We start from the raw sequence: 21436 nt of genomic DNA on the forward strand, positions 1-21436 counted from the left end.
ATCTGTGTCACTCGTTACGTTCACATGAACCGATGACAGGTGCGCGATTGCTGTCCAAGGATGTGAACAGGAGGCGGTCTATGTCACGCCAGCTGCTGGGAGCCGCGCTCACCGCGGCCCTCGCCGTCACGCTGACGGGCTGCGGCTCCGGGGGATCAGGATCGAGTGACGACGCGTTGGAGATCTGGATCAGGCAGGCGCCTGAGTCCGCCTCCGCCAAGACGGCCGTGAAACTGGCCGAGGGATTCACCAAGGCCAGCGGGATCAAGACCAAGGTGGTCGCGATCTTCGACGACTTCGAGACCAAACTGCAGCAGCAGGCCGCACAGCGCCGGCTGCCCGACATCGTCATCAACGACACCGCCCAGCTCGGCAACATGAACACCCAGGGCTGGATCCGCGAGGTCGACAAGGCCAAGGTCGCCGGCGGCGACCAGCTCTCGGAGCTGGCCTGGAAGGCCGCGCAGGGCGGCGACGGCAAGTACTACGCCGTCCCGTTCTCCGCGCAGGCCTTCGCGCTCGTCGTCCGCAGGGACTGGCGCGAGAAGGTCGGCATGGAGCCGCCCGCCACCTGGGACGACCTGACCAAGCTGGCCCAGGCGTTCACCGACAAGGACCCCGACGGCAACGGCGAGAAGGACACCGCCGGCTTCGTCATCCCGGCCGGCACCAAGCGCGGGTACGCCTCTTGGTACGCGTCCTCGATGATCTACGCCAACGGCGGCGACTTCGTCACGGCAGGCGGCGGCGGGACGTTCACCTCCACGGTCGGCGACCCGAAGACCGTCGAGGCCGTCCAGTACCTGCAGGACCAGTTCTGCACGACCAAGACGGTCAACCCGGGCGCGGTCAGCAACGACACGACCGTCACCCACGAGGTGTTCGAGAAGGGCCAGGGCGGCATCTACCTCGTGGGCCCGTACGTGCTGGCGAGGTTCGTCAAGAGCGTCGGGACCGACAAGATCGAGGTCCTCCCGGTGCCCAAGGGCCCGTCCGGCGGCCCCGGCACCCTCGGGGAGGGCGAGAACGTCTACCTGATGGCCGGCTCGGACAACGAGGCGGGCCAGCAGAAGTTCGCCGAGTATGCCGCCTCCCCCGACGGCCAGCGGATCGGCATGAACAAGGACGCCGACGGCGCCATCGTCCGGCTGCCGGTCAACAGCCAGGTCGACATGGCCGCCGAGCGGACGGACCCACGCTGGAAGGTGTTCCAGGAATCCTACGACCACGCGGTGTACTCGCCGCCGGTGCCCAACTGGGCGCCGATCCGCCAGACCTCCGCCGACACCATCAACGCCGTGTGGGCCGACTGCTCCGCCGACGTCAAGGCGGCGATGGCGGATCTCCACACGAAGCTGACGGCGGAGCTCCAGTCGCAGAAGGCCTCCTGACATGGCGGCCGGCAGCGCACGGGAAGGAGGCACGGGAGGCAGGCACGGCCTGACCGCGGCGCCGGCCCCCACCCCGTCCCCCTCCCCGGCTGCCGCACGGACGCGGGAGAGCGCCGCCCCGGCGCCCACCGGCCGCCGCCCCCGCCGGGCGCGGCGGCGGGGGACGCTGATCGCCTGGGCGTTCCTCGCCCCGGCCCTGGTGCTGTTCCTGTACTTCAAGTTCATCCCCATGTTCGAGGGCCTGCGGATGAGCTTCCTCGAGGTCCGCTACGCCGGCGACCGGTTCGTGGGCCTGGACAACTACAGCCGGATCCTCACCGACGAGGCCTTCACCGAGGCGATCTGGCACAGCGTCGTGCTGGCCGTCGGCACCACGCTCGGCTCGATCGTGCTGGGCCTGTTGCTCGCGCTGCTCATCGAGGGCCCGGCCCGCTACCTGTGGTTCGTCAGGACGGCGGCGTTCCTGCCGGTCGTGACCACGATGGCGGTCGTCGCCGAGGTGTGGCGGATCATGTACCACCCCGCCGACAGCGGCATGATCAACTCGATCCTGGGCTGGGCGGGCGTCGCCCCGCAGCCCTTCCTGGCCAGCGAGGACTCCTCGCTGCTGTCGATCATGGGAATGAGCATCTGGCGCGGCACCCCGTACGACATGATGATCTTCCTGGCGGGGCTGGTCGGCGTGGACCGCACGCTGTACGAGGCGGCCGCCGTGGACGGCGCGTCCACCTGGCACCGGCTGCGGCACATCACGCTGCCCGCGCTGCGGCCGGTGTTCTGGATCCTGTTCACCCTGGCCGCCATCCGGGGGCTGCGGGTGTTCGTCGAGGTGTACGTGCTCACCAACGGCGGGCCGAACGGCTCGTCCGAGGTGCTGATGACGCTGATCTACAAGCTCGGGTTCCAGAAGGGAGAGCTGGGCATCGCGGCCGCCGGCGGGATCGTGCTGTTCGTGGCGACCCTGCTGCTCACCCTGCTGGTCCAGGTCATGCGCAGGAGGCAGGCGGCATGAGGAGATTCGACAGCGCGCTCGGGCTGGAGGCCAGGCGCGGGCCGGTGGCGACCGCGCTCAAGGTCCTGGTCTACACGGCCATGATCGTGGTCTTCACCGGCCCGCTCATCGGGCTGCTGGTCAGCGCCTTCGGCAAGACACTCGACCCGACGAGCTTCACGCTGTGGCCGGACGCCTTCACCCTCACCAACTTCGTCCAGGCCGCCGACAAGAACGTCTACACCTATCTGCTCAACTCCTTCGTGGTGGTCGGCTTCGGGCTGCTGCTGCAGATGCTGGTGAGCGTCTTCGCCGCCTACGCGCTGGCGCGCAAGAAGTTCCGGGGCATGACGGTCGTGATGCTGATCATGCTGGCGACCATGATGCTGCCCGAGGAGATCATCGCCATCCCGCTCTCCCTGGTGCTCGCCGACCTGCCCCTGCTCAACCTCGACCTGATCGGCACGTACGCGGGCATGATCCTGCCCGTGGGCGCCTGGGGGTTCTCGATCCTCGTCATGACCGAGTTCATGAAGGAGGTGCCGGTCGAGCTGGAGGAGGCGGCACGCATCGACGGAGCGGGCGAGCTGCGCACGTTCTTCACCATCATCCTGCCGCTGTGCCGGCCGGCGCTCGGCGTGATCGGCGTCTTCGGCTTCACCATGATCTGGGACCAGTACCTGCTGCCCCTCATCGTGGCCACCGAGCCGGACATGTGGACCCTGCCCATCGCCCTGCGCTCGCTGCGCTCGGACGAGGAGGTCGGGATCGGCGTGCTGCTCGCCGCCTCGCTGCTGGCGCTCCTGCCGTCGATCATCGCGTTCCTGGCCTTCCAGCGGCAGTTCATGCGCGGGCTCACGAGCGGTGCGGTCAAGGGATAAGCGTTCATGTACGTGGACGTGATCCCATATGCTGACACCCCGAGCACTCGTCGAGAGGGGATGGGCATGGAGCCGCAGCTGGTCAAGTCCGCCGAGCGGACGGTTCGCATCCTCGAGGCCCTGGCCGCCTCCCCGGAGGCGCTGACGCTGTCACAGCTGCAACAGCGCACGGGCTTCCCGCGCAGCAGCCTGCACGCCCTGATGCGCACGCTGGTCGAGCTCAAGTGGGTGGAGACCGACTCCGCCAAGGGCGGGTTCGGCATCGGACCGCACGCCCTGCTGACCGGCACCGCCTACCTGGACAAGGACCGCGCCCTGCCGTTCGCGCAGCAGGCCCTGGAGGACCTGCGCGACGAGATCGGGCACACCGTCCACTTCGCCCGCCGCGACGAGGGCCACGTCCTCTACCTGGCCACGCGGGAGTCACGCGACGCGCACCACGTCATCCCGCGGGTGGGCAGGCGGCTGCCCGCGCACGTCACCGCGCTCGGGCAGGCGCTGCTCGCGCAGCTCACCGACGACGAGGTGGCGGCCGTGCTGCCCGGCCCGCTGGCGGCCATGACCGAGCACACGATCACCGACCTGGTGAAGCTCACCGGCGAGCTCGACCAGGTCCGCACCCGCGGCTGGGCCTACGAACGCGAGCAGGGCACCCCCGGCGTCTCCTGCGTGGCCGTGGCCGTCGACTACCGGATCCCCGCCACCGACGCGATCAGCTGCTCGATGCCGGCCGAGCTCGGTCCCGCCCACGTCCAGCAGATCACCGAAGCGATGGTCACCCACACCCGCAAGCTCGCTGCCGTCCTCCGGCGGGAGGGCATCCGCTAGAAAGGACTGTTCATGCGCCTGGACGGCGTTCTCTTCTTCCCCGTGACCCCCTTCGGCCTCGACGGGGCCGTCGCCGGCGAGGTGCTCGCCGAACACGTCGCCCGCGGGGTCGCGGCCGGGGCCGGAGGGGTGTTCACCGCGTGCGGCACGGGCGAGTTCAACGCCCTCGACCTCGACGACTACACCGAGGCCGTGACCGCGAGCGTCGCCGCCACGGCAGGACGGGTGCCGGTCTTCGCCGGGGCGGGCGGCACGCTGCCCGCCGCCCGCGCCGTCGCCCGCGCCGCCGCCGCCAACGGCGCCGACGGGCTGCTGCTCATGCCGCCCTACCTGGTCACCGCCCCCGCCGGCGGGCTGGTCCGCTATGTGCTGGAGGTGAGCGAGGCGGGCGGCCTGCCCGTCATCATCTACCAGCGGGGCACCGCCCGCTTCTCCCCCGCCGCGGTCGCCGAGCTGGCGCAGGCGCAGAACGTGATCGGGTTCAAGGACGGGCTGGGCGACTTCGACCTGCTCCAGCGCATCATCCTCACCGTGCGGCAGGCCACGGACCGGCCGTTCACGTTCTTCAACGGGCTGCCGACGGCTGAGCTCACCGTGCCCGCCTACCGGGGGCTCGGGGTGCGCCTCTACTCCAGCGCCGCCTTCGCCTTCGCCCCGGAGGTCGCGCTCGCCTTCCACCGGGCGGTGACGGGCGGGGACGAGGAGCTGACGCGGCGGCTGCTCACCGGGTTCTTCATGCCGCTGGTGGAGCTGCGGGACCTGGTGCCGGGGTACGCGGTGTCGCTGGTGAAGGCGGGGGTGCGGTTACGCGGGCTGGAGGTGGGCGGGGTACGGCCGCCGCTGCTCGACCCGTCACCCGAGCACGTGGCCCGCCTGGAGAAGATCATCACAGCGGGCCTGGAAATCGCCGTCTCCTGAAACCCGGAGACCCGGGCCGGCCGAACACCAGCGACCGACCACCCCCACCGCGACCTTCCATCCCCGCGCCGGGACCTTCCAGCCCCAGCACATCGAAACATCCAGCCCCTCCCCGCCCGCCCTCAGCACACCCAACCCCCAGCCCCCACGGCCAACCCCGCCATCCCAAGCACCCGGACAGTTCACCCAGCTCCCGGCCCCTCCCATCGGCCCCGTCCGTCCCTGGGCAGGACACACCTGGGCAGTCCGTACGTGACTCCCAGCCGTGTCCGTCCCGGGCGCTGGGCAGGCCACCTATGAGCCCTCCCAGTCCCCAGGCGCTCCCTCCCAGGCGTTCCATCCCAGACGGCCCCACACCCCCGCAGCTCGCCTCCCGTGGCCGCGCCCCGCCCTGATCTCTCCCAGCCCACAGTCTCGCCCCCAGAGCGCCGGCAGCCCCCGTTCCCAACGCCGCGCCCGCTTCCGCCTCCCACCGCCCCGCCCCGGCACCCGCCCTGGCCACCTGCCGTGCCCCGCGCGGCACCCACCGCCCCCCAACCCACAATGACTTACGCCAGCCCGACAGCTCCCCTTACTCACAACCGGCACCCGTCCCGCTCTCCACCGGTCCCCACCACCCGCGCCCGCCCCGACCTTTACCGCCCCCACAACCCACAACCCGCGCCCGCCCGGCCTTCACCGCCCCCACAACCCCGCGCCGCGCGAGGCGACCCCATCGACACCCGGCGCCAGCCCTGGCATCCCCAACAGTCGACAGCCCCACTGCCCTCGCGCCCTCGCGCCCTCCCGCGGCAACCACCAGTTCCCAAGCCGTGCCGCGCCCTTCCCACGACACGACCCCCGCCGCAAAGCTCGCGGCGGGGGTCGTAGGAGCGGTCAGGGCCTGCTCAGGACAGGGTCAGAGTCCCGTCGACGCGCTGCGGGACGCCCAGCGGGTTGGCGTCCTTCAGCGCGTCCGGCAGCAGTTCCTCCGGCCAGTCCTGGTAGGCCCGCGGCGCCAGCCAACGGTCGATGGCCGTCGCCCCCACGGACGTGTGCGCAGGCGCGGTGGACGCGGGCCACGGCCCGCCGTGGTGCATAGCCCAGCACACGGCCACTCCGGTCGGCCACCCGTTCCAGATCAGCCGCCCGGCCTTGCGCCCGAGCACGTCAGCCACCTGCTCCGCCTCACGCGGGTCGGCCGAGTGGACGGTCGCCGTCAGCGACCCTTCCAGCCGCTCCAGCACGGCCGGCAGGTCCGCGACGTCCTGGTAGGTCACCACGATGGACGCGGGCCCGAAGCACTCCTCGGCGATCCGCGGCAGCCCCCGCTCGAACGACTCCAGGTCCGTGGTGAACACCTTGGGCGTCACCGCCCAGCTGCCCTCCCCCGGCTTGCCCTCGGCCAGCACGGTGAGCTCCCCGAGCCGGTCCAGCCCGCCCAGGTAGCCGTCGCGGATCCGCTCGGCGAGCATCGGGCCGCCCGTGGTGCCCTCGACCGCCGCGGTCAGCGCCTTGCGCAGCTCGTCGTCGTCCGGCACGAACATCAGGCCGGGGTTCGTGCAGAACTGCCCCACCCCGAGCGTCAGCGATCCGGCGAACCCCGCCGCCACCTCGGCTTTCGGCGCGGACGGCAGCACGACGACCGGGTTGACGCTGCCCAGCTCGCCGAAGAACGGGATCGGCACCTCCCGCTGGTCGATCAGCGCCTGGATCGCCTTGCCGCCCGCCACGGAACCGGTGAACCCTGCCGCCACCACCGTGGGGTGCTGCACCAGGTCGACCCCGGCCTGCATGCCCTGCACCAGCCCGAGCAGTTCCGGCTGCGGCAGGGCGCCGCGGACGATCTGGGCGACACGCTCGGAGGTGTTGGGGTGACCTGGGTGGGCCTTGACCACCACGGGGCAGCCTGCGGCCAGCGCGGAGGCCGTGTCGCCGCCGGCCACGGAGAACGCGAACGGGAAGTTGCTCGCCGAGAAGACCGCGACGACCCCCTGCAGCGCGTGCTTCATCCGGCGCACGTCGGGCCTCGGCGGGGTGGCCGAAGGGTCGGCGTGGTCGACGATGGCGTCGAGGTAGCCGCCGTCCCTGATCACCTGCGCGAAGAGCCTGAACTGGCCGGCCGTGCGGGCCACCTCACCGCGCAGCCGTACCTCACCGAGGGCGGTCTCCTGGTCGGCGATCCGCCACAGCTCGTCCACGTGCGCCGCCAACGCGTCGGCGACGGCCTCCAGCGCGACCGCCCGCTCTGCGGCGGGGGTGGCACGCCAGACGGCGCCGGCGGCGGCCGCGGCTGAGACGATCTTGTCGACCCCGTCGTGATCGGTCTCGGGCAGCGCGGCGCCCACGGTCTCACCGGTCCTGGGATCGTATCCGTAGATCATGGATTGGCCCTTCGGAGTCTTGACACCTTCACCACCGATTCTTACAGTTGCCGCACTTGTCTACAAATCTGGCCTTAGTTCACATATATGGACGGCGATCACATGATCATCCGGCAGATCGAGGTCACCCCCGTCGCGTTCCGCGACCCGCCCCTGCTGAACGCGGCCGGCGTCCACGAGCCGTGGGCGCTGCGCACGGTCGTCGAAGTGATCACAGACGAGGGGCTCAGCGGGCTCGGCGAGACCTACGGCGACCTTGAGCACCTCACCAAGGTCCGCGAGTGCGCGCAGGTCCTCGTCGGCCTGGACGTGCACGCCACCAACGAGATGTACGCCCGGATCAGCGCCGTCGTCGGCGACGTGGTCACCGACATGCACGGCCTCACCGGTATGGCAACCCAGGAGAAGAGCGTCGACCGGGTGTTCGCGGCGTTCGAGGTGGCCTGCCTCGACATCCGCGGCAAGGCGGCCGGGGTTCCGGTGGTCGACCTGCTCGGCGGACGGGTGCGCGACGCCGTGCCGTACAGCGCGTACCTCTTCTACAAGTGGGCCGCCCACCCCGGCGCGGAGCCCGACCGGTTCGGCGAGGCGCTCGACCCGGCCGGCGTGGTCGCGCAGGCCGCGCTGCTGATCAAGGAGTACGGCTTCACCTCGATCAAGCTGAAGGGCGGCGTCTTCCCGCCCGAGCAGGAGATCGAGGCGATCGAGGCCCTGCACGAGGCGTTCCCCGGCCTGCCACTGCGCCTCGACCCGAACGCCGCCTGGACCCCCGAGACCTCCATCCGGGTCGGGCGCGAACTCGAAGGCAAGCTGGAGTACCTGGAGGACCCCACCCCGGACATCCCGGGCATGGCGCGGGTGGCCGCCGAGGTCCCGATGCCACTGGCGACCAACATGTGCGTGGTCACCCGCGAGCACCTGCCGCCGGCCATCGCCCAGCAGGCCATCCGGGTGCTCCTGCTGGACCACCACTACTGGGGCGGACTGGTCCGCTCGGCACACGTCGCCTCCCTCTGCGCCACGTTCGGCCTCGAACTGTCCATGCACTCCAACTCCCACCTCGGCATCAGCCTGGCCGCGATGACGCACCTGGCCGCCGCCACCCCGAACCTCACCCACGCCTGCGACACGCACACCCCCTGGCAGAACGGCCAGGACGTCGTCGCTCCCGGCAGCCTGCGCTTCGTCGACGGCGCGGTGCCCGTGCCGTCCGGCCACGGCCTGGGCGTGGAGCTCGACCGCGACGCCCTCGCCGTGATGCACGAGCAGTACCTGACCTGCGGGATCACCAGCCGCGACGACACCACCTACATGCGACGCTTCGACCCCGCCTTCACCACGAGACGAGCCTCCTGGTGACCGCCTCCCTTCCCTGACCCAACCCCGGGCACCCCCACACCGAGCACCCCGGCACCGCAGCACCCCACACGAGCACCCCAGCACCCCAGCACCACCGGCGCCACTGGCACCACCGGCGCCTACCACGCCCTACGGTCCCCGAACGCGGAACACCCCGCCATCGGGTCCCTGAACCCCAACACCGCACCAACGGCAAGCTTCCCTCCACCCGCAAGGAGACCGTCCCGTTGAACGTCGCCTACGCCTACCCCTGGGACATCGTCGGCGATCCCGCGGCCCCTCAGCGCCTCGCCGATCTGGGAGTCGAGGCGGTGGCGCTGGCCGCCAGCTACCACTCCACCCGGGCGGCTACCCCCTTCCACCCGTCCCACCGGGTGCTTGACGTCCCGCATGCGGCTTTCTACCTTCCCGTCCGCCCCTCAGCCTGGGGCCGGCTGGCGCCGCTCACCCCCACCTGGACCGCCCCTGACGCGTACCTGCGGGCCAGTGAGGCGCTGCGCTCGGCAGGCCTGCAGGTCCACGCCTGGACGGTGCTCACCCACAACTCCGCCCTCGGCGCCGCCCATCCCGACCTGGTGGTGCGTAACGCCTTCGGCGACCCCTACCCGCACGCCCTCTGCCCGGCCTTCGACGACGTCGTCGACTACTGCGAGCGACTGGTGCGCGAGGTGCTCACCGTGGGCCGGCCGGACGCGCTGATCCTCGAGGCTTGCGGGCCCATGGGGTTCGGCCACCAGAGCATCCACGAGAAGACGTCCGGCGCCGACTGGACGGCCACCGACGCCGACCTGCTGTCGCTCTGCTTCTGCTCGGCCTGCGCCGACCGCTACCCGTCCGGCACCAGGGACCGCGTCCGAGCCGCCATCGACTCCGCCCGCGCCGAAGCCGACCCCCGCCCCGACGCCGCGGCCACGGCCCCCGTCACCGAAACGACAACCCCTGCCAGCGCCCAAGCGACAGCCCCCATCTCTGGCAACGCCCAATCCTCTGCGCCTGCCGACGCCCGAGCCTCCACCGCTACCGACGTCCTGGCGGCGCCTTCCGTCTCCATCGAGGACGCCCTCGGGCCTCTCGCCGACGAGGTGCGCGCCGCCCGTGTCGGCCTGTCGGCCTCCCTGCGCAGCCACCTCATCGCCGTTGCCCGCGACACCGCACCCCGCGTCCCCATCACCGTGCACGCCAACCCGGACCCATGGGCCGTGGGCGCCTTCGCACCGCTGCCGGACGGCGAACCCGGCGCCGAGGTGCTGGTGGCCAACTGCTGGGGAGACCCCGCCGCCGACTCCGCCCGCCTGGCCCGCCTCGCCGAACTCTGCGCCCCCGGCCAGCGCGTGGGCGCCTACGTCCTGGGCCTCCCCCCGCGCCCGGCCGACGCCCCCGCCCTCGCCGACCTCCTCAACACGTACGCCAAGGCAGGCGCGGCGGAGTTCCACCTGTACCACGCCGGCCTGGCCTCCCCGCGCCGCCTGACGGTCATGGCCGAAGCCCTCCGGCTCACCCGCTGACAGTGCCCAAGCAGGCAGGGTCACCGCGCCGGACAGACCAACCCGCCCTCGTATGCGGCGATCACCAACTGGGCCCTGTCCCTGGCCTCCAGCTTGGCCAGCAGGCGGCTGATGTGAGTCTTGACCGTCGCCAGACTCAGCTGCAGGTGGACGGAGATCTCAGCGTTGGACAGCCCACGAGCGATCAAGGTGAGAACCTCACGCTCCCGCTCCGTCACTCCGTCGAGTCCTCGTATCGCCGGCGTGGCCGGAGTGCGGGCGAACTCCTCGATCAGCCTGCGCGTCACCGTGGGAGCCAGCAACGCCTCTCCTTGGGCCACCACCCGGATCCCGGCCAACAGGTCCGCCGGCGGAGTGTCCTTGAGCAGGAACCCGCTGGCCCCCGCGCGGAGGGCGTCGTAGACGTAGGCGTCGAGGTCGAACATGGTCACGATGAGGACGCGCGACGCCATGCCGATGCGTCTGGTGGCCTCGATCCCGTCCATCTCCGGCATCCGGACGTCCATGAGCACCACGTCGGGACGCACCTCCAAGGCGATGTCCACCGCCTCGGCGCCCGTCCCGGCCTCGCCGACGACCGTCAGATCGGGCTCGGAGTCGACCAGCACCCTGAAGCTCCCTCTGAGTAATGCCTGGTCGTCCACGACGAGCACCCGGATCACGAGACGCCCCTGTAGGGAAGCGTCGCCGACACCCGAAATCCCCTACCCGGCAGGGCGCCGGCCTCGAAGACGCCGCCGAACGTCATGACCCGTTCGCGCATCCCGATCAACCCGTGGCCCGCGCCGGTGGCAGGCGTCGTACGCCGTCCCGGCCCGTCGTCGGTCACCTCGATCCGCACCTCCCGCGCATCGGTCACCACGGACACCCGGCACCGTGCCGGTGCCGCGTGTTTGACCACATTGGTGAGCGCCTCCTGCACGATCCGATACACCGAAAGCTCCAGTCCCTCAGGCAGCCTCTCCCCTGCCCGCCGCCCGCGCCCCGTGCCTTCTCCCTCGGGCCGCCCGCGCTCCCGCTCTCCGCTCCCCGTCCCGCGTGGGCCGTCTCCATCTGGCCCAGGACCAGCCTTCACGCCCCCATCCCGTACTCCAGCCTTCACGGCCCCATCCTGTACTCCAGTTCGGCCGTCATTGTCAGGGGTGAGCCTGACGTCGAGCTCCACCTTCACCCCCGCCAGCCGGGCCCGCTCAGCCAGTTGCCAGATCCCGTCGAGGTCGGGTGCCGGCCCTCGGTCAGGGGTATCGGCAGAACGCAGCACACCAAGCAGTTGGCGCATTTCCACGAGCGCGCTTCGACTCACCGTTTCGATGACCCTCAGGGCGTCGTGCGCCTCCTCCGGTCTGGTGCGCAGAACGTGGTTGGCCACGCCCGCCTTGACGGCGATCATCCCCACACTGTGCGCGACCACGTCGTGGAGCTCGCGGGCAATGCGTAACCGTTCCTCCGTCACTGCCTGCTCGGCCAGCCGGTCGGCGTCGCGTGCGGCGTAGAGCCGTCGTTCGCGGACGGCCCGCCCGATCGTCCATGCGCCTCCCAGCGCGGCGATGCCGAGAAGTGGCACATCCAGGTCCGCCATCCAGACGGGAGCGCCACCCTGAGGGGAGCCACCCATGGTCACCAGGCCGATCACGGTGATGAGAGTTAGCCCCGCGATAGCCGTGGTCGGCACCCAGGCGCCTCTCCCGTCCGCCAGGGCGACGATGTAGAGCGCGTATGCGGGCGCCACATAGGCGAAGGTGACCGAGCCGAGCACCACGGCGGCAATCGAGGCCACCAGCGTGACGCAGAAGATCGGAACAGGCCACAGCCTGCGCAGAGCCAGCGGCAGGCCCAGGCCGAGGGAGATGACCAGACTTCCCAGCGGCAGCCCCGCCACGGGCCTGACCGCGGTGAGTATCAGCAGCGAGAACACCAGCCCCGCCAGCACGTCCAAGGCGACCAGCTGGCCACGACTGAGATGCCTGGCGAAGAGGGGGTACGGCTCGTTCACGCGTAGACCGTAACCAATGATGCGGGGCCGGCACGTCAGCCCACGGTCTGACCTTGAGGTTCGGACCGTGGTCCGATGCGCCGGTGGCCCGCCATGCCGCATCTTTTCAACGTGATCGAACTCCACCGCCTGACCAAGCGCTACGGCGACACTCGCGCCGTGCACGACCTGTCCTTCACCGTGGCGCCGGGGCATGTGACCGGATTTCTGGGGCCCAACGGCGCCGGCAAGTCCACCACCATGCGCCTCATCCTCGGCCTCGACGCCCCCACCTCCGGCACGGCACTGGTCAACGGCCGGCCGTACACGTCGCTGGCCAGGCCCATGCGTGAGGTGGGCGCGCTACTCGACGCCAATGCCGTGCACGGCGGGCGCAGCGCGTACGACCATCTCCTCTGCCTGGCCCGCACCAACGACATCGGCCCGCGGCGGGTCGCCGAGGTGCTCGAGCAGGTCGGCCTGGCGGGCGTGGCGCGCAAGCGTGTGGGCGGCTTCTCCCTCGGCATGAAACAGCGCCTCGGCATCGCCGCCGCGTTGCTGGGCGACCCCAAGGTGCTGATGTTCGACGAGCCGGTCAACGGCTTAGATCCCGACGGTGTGCGCTGGATCCGCGATCTCATGCGCTCACTCGCCGCAGAGGGCCGGACGATCCTGCTGTCCAGCCACCTGATGAGCGAGATGGCCCTGACGGCCGAGCGTATCGTCATCGTGGGCCGCGGCAGGCTGATCATCGAGGCCACCGTCGCCGAGCTGACCACGCGCTATCCCACCCTCGAAGACGCCTACATGGCGCTCACCGCGAGCAGCGTGCAGTTCGGGGTGTCGTCGTGATGAGAGCCGTCGTGTCCTCCGAATGGCTGAAGCTGCGCTCCGTCACCTCGACTTATCGCGCGGTGGGCGTGGCCGCGCTCATGGTGGTCCTCGGCGCCGTATGGACGCTGTACGTGGGCGGGCTGGCCGACGAACGCGGTTCGATACGTGCGGCGGCGCCCGAGGAGGGATTCCTGCCGCTCCTCCAGACGAGCCTGGCGCTGATAGGCGTGCTGGCGATCACCTCGGAGCAGGCCACCGGCATGGTGCGCTCCAGCCTCGTCGTCGTCCCCAGAAGAGGCGTGCTCTTCGCGGCCAAGGCTGCGGTCGTGGGTGCGGTCACCTTCGCCGGAGCGGTGGCCATCCTCCTGATCACGTACGTGACGAGTCGCCTGATCGCGGGTGACCGGCTTCTCGGGTTCAACCAGTCCTCGCTTGCTGCCGACCTGCCGACGCTGCTGGCCTCCGGGCTGTCGGTGGCGGTCCTGGCGCTGGTGGGGCTGGGGCTGGGATGCGCCACCCGCTCGACGGCGGCAGGGATCGTGTCGGTGGTTTCGTTGCTGTTCGTGCTCCCTGGCATCGCCAACTATCTCCCGGCTCCGTGGAACACCCGAGTGGCCACCTTCATGCTGCCCAACCTGGTGCCGCAGATCGCCGACGAGCGACTATCCCGGCGGCTGGGCGACGGCCTCCTGCCACCCTGGGTCGCCTTGGCGGTGCTGATCTCCTACGCCGCCGTGGCCCTGCCCGTCGCCCTCTACCTGTTCAAAAAACGTGACGCGTGACCGTGGCCGGTCTGCAATGGCTGGAGGTCCGTGTCAGAAAGCGGGACGCATGAACATCCTTGCCTCGGAGTGGTTGAAGGTCCGTACGGTTCGCTCCACCTACCTCAACCTTGCCCTCAGCCTGGGCGGCATCCTCCTCGGCCTGGCGATCGCGTGGACGGCCGCCGACATGTACGACAGCGCGCCACCCCATCAGCGCGCGCGAGCGGCTGTCGCGGAGCTCGAGGAGGTGGTGGTGATCGTGCCGCAGCTCTGCATGGGCATCCTGGGCGCCCTGGCCATCACCTCCGAACACGCCACCGGAATGCTCAGGACCAGCTTCACCGTCGTGCCCCGGCGATGGCCGGTCCTCACGGCGAAATCCGTCCTCGTGGGGCTGCTCGGTCTGCTGGCGGGCACGGTCACCGTGTTCGGCACCTACACCCTGAGTCGCTTTGTGATCGGTGACCGGTTCTCGGGCGTCTACGCGACGCCGTTTCTCGAAAGGCTCCCGACGCTCGTCACCACCAGTCTCTCGGTGCCGGTCTTCGCGCTGCTGGGCCTTGGCGTTGGCGCGATCCTGCGGTCCACGGCCGGCGCCGTCGCGACCCTCGTCGGGCTTGCCTACGTGATCCCGATGATCTGCGGCAACCTGCCCGAGCCGTGGAGCGAGCGCCTCGGCTCGGTCATGATCGGAGCACTCCCCCGCCAGATCACGGGAGCGGATCTCACGAACTCCGTGTACGGCTCGCTGCTGTCCCCTTCAGCGGCGGCCGCCGTCCTGACCGCCTACGCGGCGGTACCGGTGTTCGTCGGAACGTTACTTCTGCGGCGGAGAGCCGCGTGAGCCGACTGCCGGCGCCTCTGGCCCAGGCGGTCCTTCAGGGTGGCCCATCAGTCGCTCACCATCGGCCCATCAGCGACGGCCCAGTAGAGTGACCCGTTCTCGCCCTGCAGGCTCGGGCCGCTGTGCGGCACGGGGTGCGGCAGCAGCAGGGGTGCGGCAGCGGCAGGATGTGCGGCACCGAGCACCGATTCCTCCCGGGGTGCCACCGAATGACGACGCTCAGCGGGGATGCCGCTCGGAACAACCTCGCCGTCATCCGGCGAAATCCCTGGCCACAACCGGGACCGTTTCCCTCAGCGAGCCCTCAAGTTCTCTCAGCGAGCCCTCAAGCCGCAGGTATCTTCCGTCAGGGCACTGCTCAGGCCTCGCCGGACGTCAAGCCGACCGGGCAGACGACGCCCGTGCCACCGACACCCCAGTCCCTGTTAGGAACTCATTCGCCAATACTGCTGGTGGCAGACCCCCTCTTGCCATCCTCTCCGTGACTGTCCCGGGCGGGTTCTCCAGCGACGCTCTTCCGGCGGGCTGCCCAACGGAACTCGTCGGAGGCTCCCCAGCCAGGGTTCTTCCTGCGAGATCTCCTGACAGTCCTCTGCCCTCTCCACCGATGATCTTCCCTCCAGGCAGGCCCTGCCCGCAGGTCTCCTGCCATCTCGGCAGGGCCTCCGCCATCCCGCGCTCGTAAGGACACTACGATCAGGCCAGGGAGGGCACATGACGGTACATATCACCAACGCGTCCGAGGCGCGCCGCTACGAAGCCCGGCTGGACGGCCAGGACGAGGTGGCTGGCTTCGCGGAGTACATCCTCACCTCGGAGCTGATCGCTTTCGTGCACACCGAAGTCAGGCCCGCCCACGAAGGCAAGGGCGTCGGCTCGGCCTTGGTGCGCACCTCGCTGGACGCCGCACGTAAGTCGGGGCTGCGGGTGTTGGCCACCTGCCCCTTCTACGCGGCCTGGATCGAGCGTCACCCCGAATACGCCGACCTTCTCTACCAGAGCAGGAGCCAGGTCACCGACTGAGACGCCGGGGCCCACCGACGCCCTCGGGCGCGGGCGGCACGGCAGACGGGAAGGCCTGCCGTACTGATGGGCGGGCCCGGGTGCCTGCCGTACTGATGGGCGGGCCCGGGTGCCTGCCGTGCTGATGTGTGAACCGGCAGGCGAGGGTGCCTGCCGTGCTGATGGGCGGACCGGCAGGCCAGGTGTCTGGCACACCGGTGGGTACGGCAGGCAGGAGTGCCTGCCGTACCGTGCGCGGGACTCAGACCTCGACCACCACTGGGATGATCATCGGGCGGCGGCGGTACGTGTCGCTGACCCAGCGCCCGACCGTGCGGCGGACCACCCGCCGGATCTCCTGCATGTCGACCACCCCGTCGGCCGCCTTGGCCTCCAGGGCCTTCTCGATCTGCGGGATGAACTCGTCGAACTGCGCAGGGTCGATCCCGGAGCCCCGGGCGTGGATCTCCGGCCCTGCGGTGAGCTTGCCGGTGTTGGAGTCGACCACGATGACGACGGAGATGAAGCCCTCGTCGCCGAGGATCCTTCGGTCCTTCAGCGACGTGTCGGTGATCTCACCGACCGACGAACCGTCAACGTAGACGTAGCCGGCGTGGACGGCACCGACGATCTTGGCTCGGCCGTCCACCAGGTCGACCACGACCCCATCCTCGGCGATGACGATGTGATCCTGCGGCACGCCGGTGAGCGCGGCGAGCTTGGCGTGCGCCCGCAGGTGCCGCCATTCCCCGTGTACCGGCATGAAGTTGGACGGACGCGTCAGGTTGAGGACGTACAGCAGCTCTCCCGCCGCCGCGTGACCGGAGACGTGCACCTTGGCGTTGCCCTTGTGCACGACCCGGGCGCCCCAGCGGGTCAGGCCGTTGATCACCTTGTTGACGGCGGTCTCGTTGCCGGGCACCAGCGACGAGGCCAGCAGCACGGTGTCGCCCTCGGCGATCCGGATGGGGTGGTCGCGGTTGGCCATCCGTGACAGCGCGGCCATCGGCTCACCCTGGGAGCCGGTGCAGACGAGCACCACGTCCTGGGGCGGCCACTCCTCGATGTCTCGGGAGTCTACGAGCAGCCCCGGCGGCACCTTGAGGTAGCCGAGGTCGCGTGCCACACCCATGTTGCGCACCATCGAGCGGCCCACCAGGGCGACCTTGCGGCCGTGCCGGGCCGCCGCGTCCATGACCTGCTGGATGCGGTGCACGTGCGAGGCGAAGCTGGCCACGATGACCCGCTGCTCCGAGGTCCGGACGACCTCGTCGATGACCGGCCCGATCTCGCGTTCGCTGGTGACGAAGCCCGGCACCTCGGCGTTGGTGGAGTCGGACATGAGCAGGTCGACGCCCTCGCTGCCGAGCCTGGCGAACCCGCCCAGGTCGGTGAGACGCCCGTCGCTCGGCAACTGGTCCATCCGGAAGTCACCGGTGTGCAGCACGATGCCGGCGGGTGTCCGGATCGCCACCGCCAGCGCGTCGGGGATCGAGTGGTTGACTGCGAAGAACTCACATTCGAACGGCCCGAAGCTGTGCCGCTCCCCCTCGACCACCTGGAGCTTGGTGGGCTGGATCCGGTGCTCGGTGAGCTTGGCCTCGATGAGTGCGAGGGTGAGCTTGGAGCCGACGAGCGGTATGTTGCGCCGCTCACGCAGCAGGTAGGGGACCGCGCCGATGTGGTCCTCGTGCGCATGTGTCAGGACCACGGCCTCGACGTCGTCGAGGCGGTCCCTGATGTACTCGAAGTCGGGCAGGATCAGGTCGACGCCCGGCTGGTCCGGCTCGGGGAACAGAACCCCGCAGTCGACGATCAGCAGGCGGCCGTCGTACTCGAAGACGGCCATGTTCCTGCCGATTTCGCCAAGTCCGCCCAGCGCGACGATGCGCAGGCCGCCCTCAGGAAGTGTCGGCGGGGGACCCAGTTCAGGATGTGGATGGCTCATGCCCGCCCCCCGTGGTCAAATCGTGTTCTCAAAACTCCCGGTTCCTCCCCGTTCCTATACGTCTGACAACTTCACCCCGCCGGCTACCAGGCAGGCACGCAGCTCGGCGTTTTGCTTATCTGTCGCGGCCACCAGCGGCAGCCGCACCGGTCCGACGGGCATGCCCACCATGCCCAGCGCGGCCTTCGCCATGATCGCGCCCCCCGCGCTCATCATGATCCCTTCGACCACGGGCGCGAGCTGACGGTGTACGGCGAGGGCCTGAGCCACGTCGCCGTCCCGGTACAGGTCGATCATGCGGGCCAGCTCGCCGCCGACCACGTGGCCGACGACGCTGACGAACCCCGCCGCCCCGATCGAGAGCCAGGGCAGGTTGAGCAGGTCGTCGCCGGAATAGAAGGCGAGGCCGGTCGCCGACATGACCTGGCTGCCGGCGAACAGGTCGCCCTTGGCGTCCTTCACGGCCACGACCCGCTCGTGCTGGGCCAGCCGGATCAGGGTCGTGGTCGAGATCGGCACGCCACTGCGGCCGGGGATGTCGTAGAGCATCACCGGCAGGTCGGTCGCGTCGGCCACCGCCGTGAAGTGCTGGTAAAGCCCCTCCTGCGGGGGCTTGTTGTAGTAAGGCGTCACCACGAGCAGCCCGTGCGCCCCGGCCCTGGCAGCCGCCTTGGCGAGCCGGACACTGTGGTGGGTGTCGTTGGATCCGGCACCGGCCACCACGGTCGCGCGGTCGCCGACCGCTTCGAGCACCGCGCCGAGGATGCGCTCCTTCTCCTCATCGGAGGTGGTGGGCGACTCGCCGGTCGTCCCACTCACGACAAGGCCGTCGTTGCGCTGCTCGTCCACGAGGTAGGCGGCGAGCCGGCGTACGGCGGGATAGTCGACCGCGCCATCGGAGGTGAAGGGCGTGACCATCGCGGTCAGCATGCGGCCGAAGGGTGCGTCCGTGGTTCCAGTTGGCGGTGCCATAGTGCGAACGCTACCTGGATTCCGCAAACCGGTGGACGCCGCCACCCCGCTTTGCCAGCTTGGGGCTGTCCTATGTCACACCGTTCCATGCCATCTGAGGGCATGTCCGGCCTTGTCGGGAAGGGCGCTTCAGAGAGTGACCGGTCGGGGGCGCATGGGAAGAGGCCGCCGATATGTGCTCGGGGGTACACACATCGACGACCTCTACCGGCTAATCGGTGCCCCTTACGTCGGCGTTACAGGGTTTCTCGGATGATTTTCCCGGTCCGCAAAGTTGGGGCTCCAAGCGTGCTCGATGACGGTCGGTTACCTGTCGAATACGGCAACATGGGGCAACGCCTCACACGAACCCCCCAGGGATGGACTAGTGGCCACCTCAGATCCGGTCTACCTGCGCGTCGTCGAAGACATCCGGCGGCAGATCATCGACGGCACCCTTCCCCCCGGCGCGCCCATCCCCTCCCGGGCGCAGCTGACCCGCAAGTACCAGGTCGGCGAGACCGCGGCGCGGCACGCCCTGCGCGTCCTGGCGGGCGAGGGCCTCATCATCGGCCGCGTCGGGTCCGGCCACTACGTCAGGGACCGGCCCGTCCTCGCGCCTCTGCACCGGTGGCGGTTCCTCGACCATCCCGCCCCGTTCGCCGCCGACCTGCAGGCGCAGGGCAGGCGTGTGACATGGGACTGGCACAGCGAGCCCGTCGAGGCGGGCCCTGACCTCGGCAGACGGCTGAAGGTCGACGGCTCGGCCACGCTGACCAGGACCCACTACATCTTCCGCGGCGACGGCAAACCCCTCCAGCTCGCCACCTCGTACGAGCCGCTGGAGTTCGCCGCGCACGGAGAGGACGAGCGGCGCGGTCTGGTCGCGCGGATGCACACGCTCGGCATCAAGATCACCGAGGTCGTCGAGAGCGTCCACACCCGGCCGCCGCGCCCGGCGGAGATCGACGCGCTGCACCTGGCGGCGGGGGTGCACGTCCTGCACATCGAACGCACGCACTGGGCGGGCGACCGGCCGGTCGAGACGAGCGACATCGTCATCCCGGGAGATCGTTTCCGGGTCACGTACAGCATGCCCCTGTGAGACGACCCCGCCGGGCGACGCTCACGGAAGGGGGATGTTGCGCAGGTTGCTGCGTGCCATGAGCGCCATCTTGCCGACGCCTCCGTCCAGGACCGTCCGGCCCATCGCCCGGGCGAAGCCGCGCACCTGCGCCACCGTCACCTTGGGCGGCATGGACAGCGCGTTCGGATCGGTGACGAGCTCCGCCAGAGCCGGCCCGGAACGTGCGAACGCCTCGGCCAGCCCGGCACGTACTTCGGCCGGCTTCTCCACCCGCACCGAGGGGATGCCGCACGCTGCGGCGATCGCGCTGTAGTCGACGTGGGAGTTGTCGGTGCCGAAGTCCGGGAACCCGGCGACCAGCATCTCCAGCTTGACCATGCCGAGCGAGGCGTTGTTGAACACCACGACTTTCACCGGGATCCGCGACACCGCGAGCGTGAGCAGGTCGCCCATGAGCATGGACAGCCCGCCGTCACCTGAGATCGAGACCACCTGCCGGCCGGGCGCGGCAAGCTGCGCCCCGATGGCGTGCGGCAGGGCGTTCGCCATGCTGCCGTGGCGGAACGAGCCGATCACCCGGCGCCGGCCGTTCGGGGTGAGGTAGCGCGCCGCCCACACGTTCCCCATGCCGGTGTCCACCGTGAACACCGCGTCCTCGGCCGCGACGTCGTCGAGCACCGCGGCGGCGTACTCGGGGTGGATCGGCGTGCGGTTCTCGATGTCGGTCGTGTAGGCGGAGACCACGCGCTCCAGCTTGCGCGCGTGTTCCCGCAGCATGCGGTCGAGGTACGAGCGGTCGGTCCGGCTGCGCAGCAGCGGCGTGACCGCGCGGATCGTCGCCGCCACGTCTCCGTGGACGGCCACGTCGAGCGGGGTGCGCCGGCCCAGCCGGGCCGGGTCGATGTCCACCTGAACGGTGCGCGCCTGCGGCAGGAAGTTGTCGTACGGGAAGTCGGTGCCCAGCAGCACGATCCGGTCGGCCTCGTGCATCGCCTCGTAGCAGGCGCCGTAGCCGAGCAGCCCGCTCATGCCGACGTCGTACGGATTGTCGTACTGGATCCACTCCTTGCCCCCGAGCGAGTGCCCGACGGGCGCCCGCAACCGGGAGGCCAGCTCCATGACCTCGGCATGTGCCTCACGGCAGCCCGCGCCGCAGAACAGCATGACCTTCTCGGCGTCGTTCAGCGCGTGGGCCAGCGCCTCGACCTGCTCGGCCCGGGGCACCACCGGCGACGGTTGGACGAGCTGGACGGGAGCGACGGCGGGCCCGTCCGTCTCCTCCTCGGCGACGTCCCCCGGCACGACCATGACCGACACTCCCCCGCGTCCCACCGCGGTCTGCATGGCCATGCGCAGCATGCGGGGCATCTGCTCGGGTCCGGACAGCAGCTCGCAGAAGTGGCTGCACTCCAGGAACAGCCGGTCGGGGTGGGTCTCCTGGAAGTAGCCGGTGCCGATCTGCTCGGAGGGGATGTGTGAGGCGATGGCGAGCACCGGGGCGCCGCTGCGGTGTGCGTCGTACAGGCCGTTGATCAGGTGCAGGTTGCCGGGGCCGCAGCTTCCGGCGCATACGGCGAGCCGCCCGGTGATCTGGGCCTCCGCCGCCGCGGCGAAGGCAGCGGTCTCCTCGTGCCGTACGTGCACCCAGCCGATGCCGTCGGTGCGGCGGATCGCGTCGACGACGGGATTGAGACTGTCGCCCACCACCCCGTAGATCCGCTGGACACCGGCCTCGCGCAGGGTGCGGACCAGCTGCTCGGCGACTGTCGTCATGACGCAGACCCCCCTCGGTCTCGGT

Annotated in this window: 17 protein-coding genes and 1 pseudogene; 12 read left to right on the forward strand and 6 right to left on the reverse strand. The window is 70.2% G+C overall.

Annotated features, from left to right (window positions below; genetic code table 11):
* Positions 1–80 precede the first annotated feature (80 nt).
* From FHU36_RS05665 to FHU36_RS05685, 5 genes are all read left to right on the forward strand, one after another.
* Positions 81–1391 carry an ABC transporter substrate-binding protein gene (locus FHU36_RS05665; RefSeq protein WP_185082729.1) on the forward strand — a complete coding sequence of 437 codons (1311 nt, stop codon included), beginning with the start codon at positions 81–83 and terminating at the stop codon, positions 1389–1391.
* Position 1392: 1 nt separating this feature from the next.
* Entirely contained in the window at positions 1393–2403 is a 1011-nt protein-coding gene (locus FHU36_RS05670) for a carbohydrate ABC transporter permease (protein WP_185082730.1), read from the forward strand.
* Positions 2400–3263, forward strand: coding sequence for a carbohydrate ABC transporter permease (locus FHU36_RS05675; protein WP_185082731.1), 864 nt, complete (start codon positions 2400–2402; stop codon positions 3261–3263). Before FHU36_RS05670 ends, FHU36_RS05675 begins: the two co-directional genes overlap by 4 nt.
* A gap of 66 nt (positions 3264–3329) precedes the next feature.
* Positions 3330–4091, forward strand: a complete 762-nt coding sequence (locus tag FHU36_RS05680) for an IclR family transcriptional regulator (protein ID WP_185082732.1) — start codon at positions 3330–3332, stop codon at positions 4089–4091.
* A 12-nt stretch (positions 4092–4103) separates the two neighbouring features.
* Entirely contained in the window at positions 4104–5009 is a 906-nt protein-coding gene (locus FHU36_RS05685) for a 5-dehydro-4-deoxyglucarate dehydratase (protein WP_185082733.1), read from the forward strand.
* 887 nt (positions 5010–5896) lie between these two features.
* On the opposite strand, the gene FHU36_RS05690 is transcribed toward FHU36_RS05685, so the two are convergent.
* Entirely contained in the window at positions 5897–7372 is a 1476-nt protein-coding gene (locus FHU36_RS05690; protein ID WP_185082734.1) for an aldehyde dehydrogenase (NADP(+)), read from the reverse strand.
* 102 nt (positions 7373–7474) lie between these two features.
* Here FHU36_RS05690 and FHU36_RS05695 point away from each other — a divergent pair, with 102 nt between their 5' ends.
* Positions 7475–8731 carry a glucarate dehydratase family protein gene (locus FHU36_RS05695; protein WP_185082735.1) on the forward strand — a complete coding sequence of 419 codons (1257 nt, stop codon included), beginning with the start codon at positions 7475–7477 and terminating at the stop codon, positions 8729–8731.
* Between the two features lie 227 nt (positions 8732–8958).
* Positions 8959–10236 carry a hypothetical protein gene (locus FHU36_RS05700; RefSeq protein WP_185082736.1) on the forward strand — a complete coding sequence of 426 codons (1278 nt, stop codon included), beginning with the start codon at positions 8959–8961 and terminating at the stop codon, positions 10234–10236.
* Between the two features lie 20 nt (positions 10237–10256).
* On the opposite strand, the gene FHU36_RS05705 is transcribed toward FHU36_RS05700, so the two are convergent.
* Together FHU36_RS05705 and FHU36_RS05710 are read right to left on the reverse strand one after the other, a co-directional pair.
* Positions 10257–10898, reverse strand: coding sequence for a response regulator (locus FHU36_RS05705; protein ID WP_185082737.1), 642 nt, complete (start codon positions 10896–10898; stop codon positions 10257–10259).
* Entirely contained in the window at positions 10895–12229 is a 1335-nt protein-coding gene (locus FHU36_RS05710; protein ID WP_185082738.1) for a sensor histidine kinase, read from the reverse strand. Before FHU36_RS05710 ends, FHU36_RS05705 begins: the two co-directional genes overlap by 4 nt.
* A gap of 111 nt (positions 12230–12340) precedes the next feature.
* Here FHU36_RS05710 and FHU36_RS05715 point away from each other — a divergent pair.
* The 4 genes and pseudogenes from FHU36_RS05715 to FHU36_RS05730 form a co-directional block, all read left to right on the forward strand.
* Positions 12341–12994 (forward strand): annotated as a pseudogene (locus FHU36_RS05715) (ABC transporter ATP-binding protein); the annotation flags it as partial.
* 65 nt (positions 12995–13059) lie between these two features.
* Entirely contained in the window at positions 13060–13824 is a 765-nt protein-coding gene (locus FHU36_RS05720; protein WP_185082740.1) for an ABC transporter permease, read from the forward strand.
* Between the two features lie 49 nt (positions 13825–13873).
* Complete coding sequence (locus FHU36_RS05725; protein ID WP_185082741.1) at positions 13874–14650, forward strand: ABC transporter permease; 777 nt, start codon at positions 13874–13876, stop codon at positions 14648–14650.
* A gap of 714 nt (positions 14651–15364) precedes the next feature.
* Positions 15365–15673: a GNAT family N-acetyltransferase gene (locus tag FHU36_RS05730; RefSeq protein ID WP_185082742.1), complete on the forward strand. Its 309-nt coding sequence runs from the start codon at positions 15365–15367 to the stop codon at positions 15671–15673.
* Positions 15674–15914: 241 nt separating this feature from the next.
* On the opposite strand, the gene FHU36_RS05735 is transcribed toward FHU36_RS05730, so the two are convergent.
* Both FHU36_RS05735 and dapA read right to left on the reverse strand, forming a co-directional pair.
* Positions 15915–17600, reverse strand: coding sequence for a ribonuclease J (locus tag FHU36_RS05735; protein WP_185082743.1), 1686 nt, complete (start codon positions 17598–17600; stop codon positions 15915–15917).
* A 54-nt stretch (positions 17601–17654) separates the two neighbouring features.
* Positions 17655–18572 (reverse strand): 4-hydroxy-tetrahydrodipicolinate synthase, encoded by a 918-nt coding sequence (dapA, locus tag FHU36_RS05740; protein ID WP_185082744.1) that lies wholly within the window; start codon positions 18570–18572, stop codon positions 17655–17657.
* A gap of 367 nt (positions 18573–18939) precedes the next feature.
* Between dapA and FHU36_RS05745 the strand changes: the two genes are divergently transcribed.
* The gene (locus tag FHU36_RS05745; protein WP_185082745.1) at positions 18940–19656 is read left to right on the forward strand and encodes a GntR family transcriptional regulator; all 717 of its coding nucleotides are present in this window, start codon (positions 18940–18942) and stop codon (positions 19654–19656) included.
* Positions 19657–19677: 21 nt separating this feature from the next.
* Here the strand turns inward: FHU36_RS05745 and FHU36_RS05750 are convergent, their stop codons facing one another.
* Entirely contained in the window at positions 19678–21411 is a 1734-nt protein-coding gene (locus tag FHU36_RS05750) for a pyruvate dehydrogenase (protein WP_185082746.1), read from the reverse strand.
* Positions 21412–21436: the final 25 nt, after the last annotated feature.

The organism is Nonomuraea muscovyensis (assembly GCF_014207745.1).
Classification (GTDB): domain Bacteria; phylum Actinomycetota; class Actinomycetes; order Streptosporangiales; family Streptosporangiaceae; genus Nonomuraea; species Nonomuraea muscovyensis.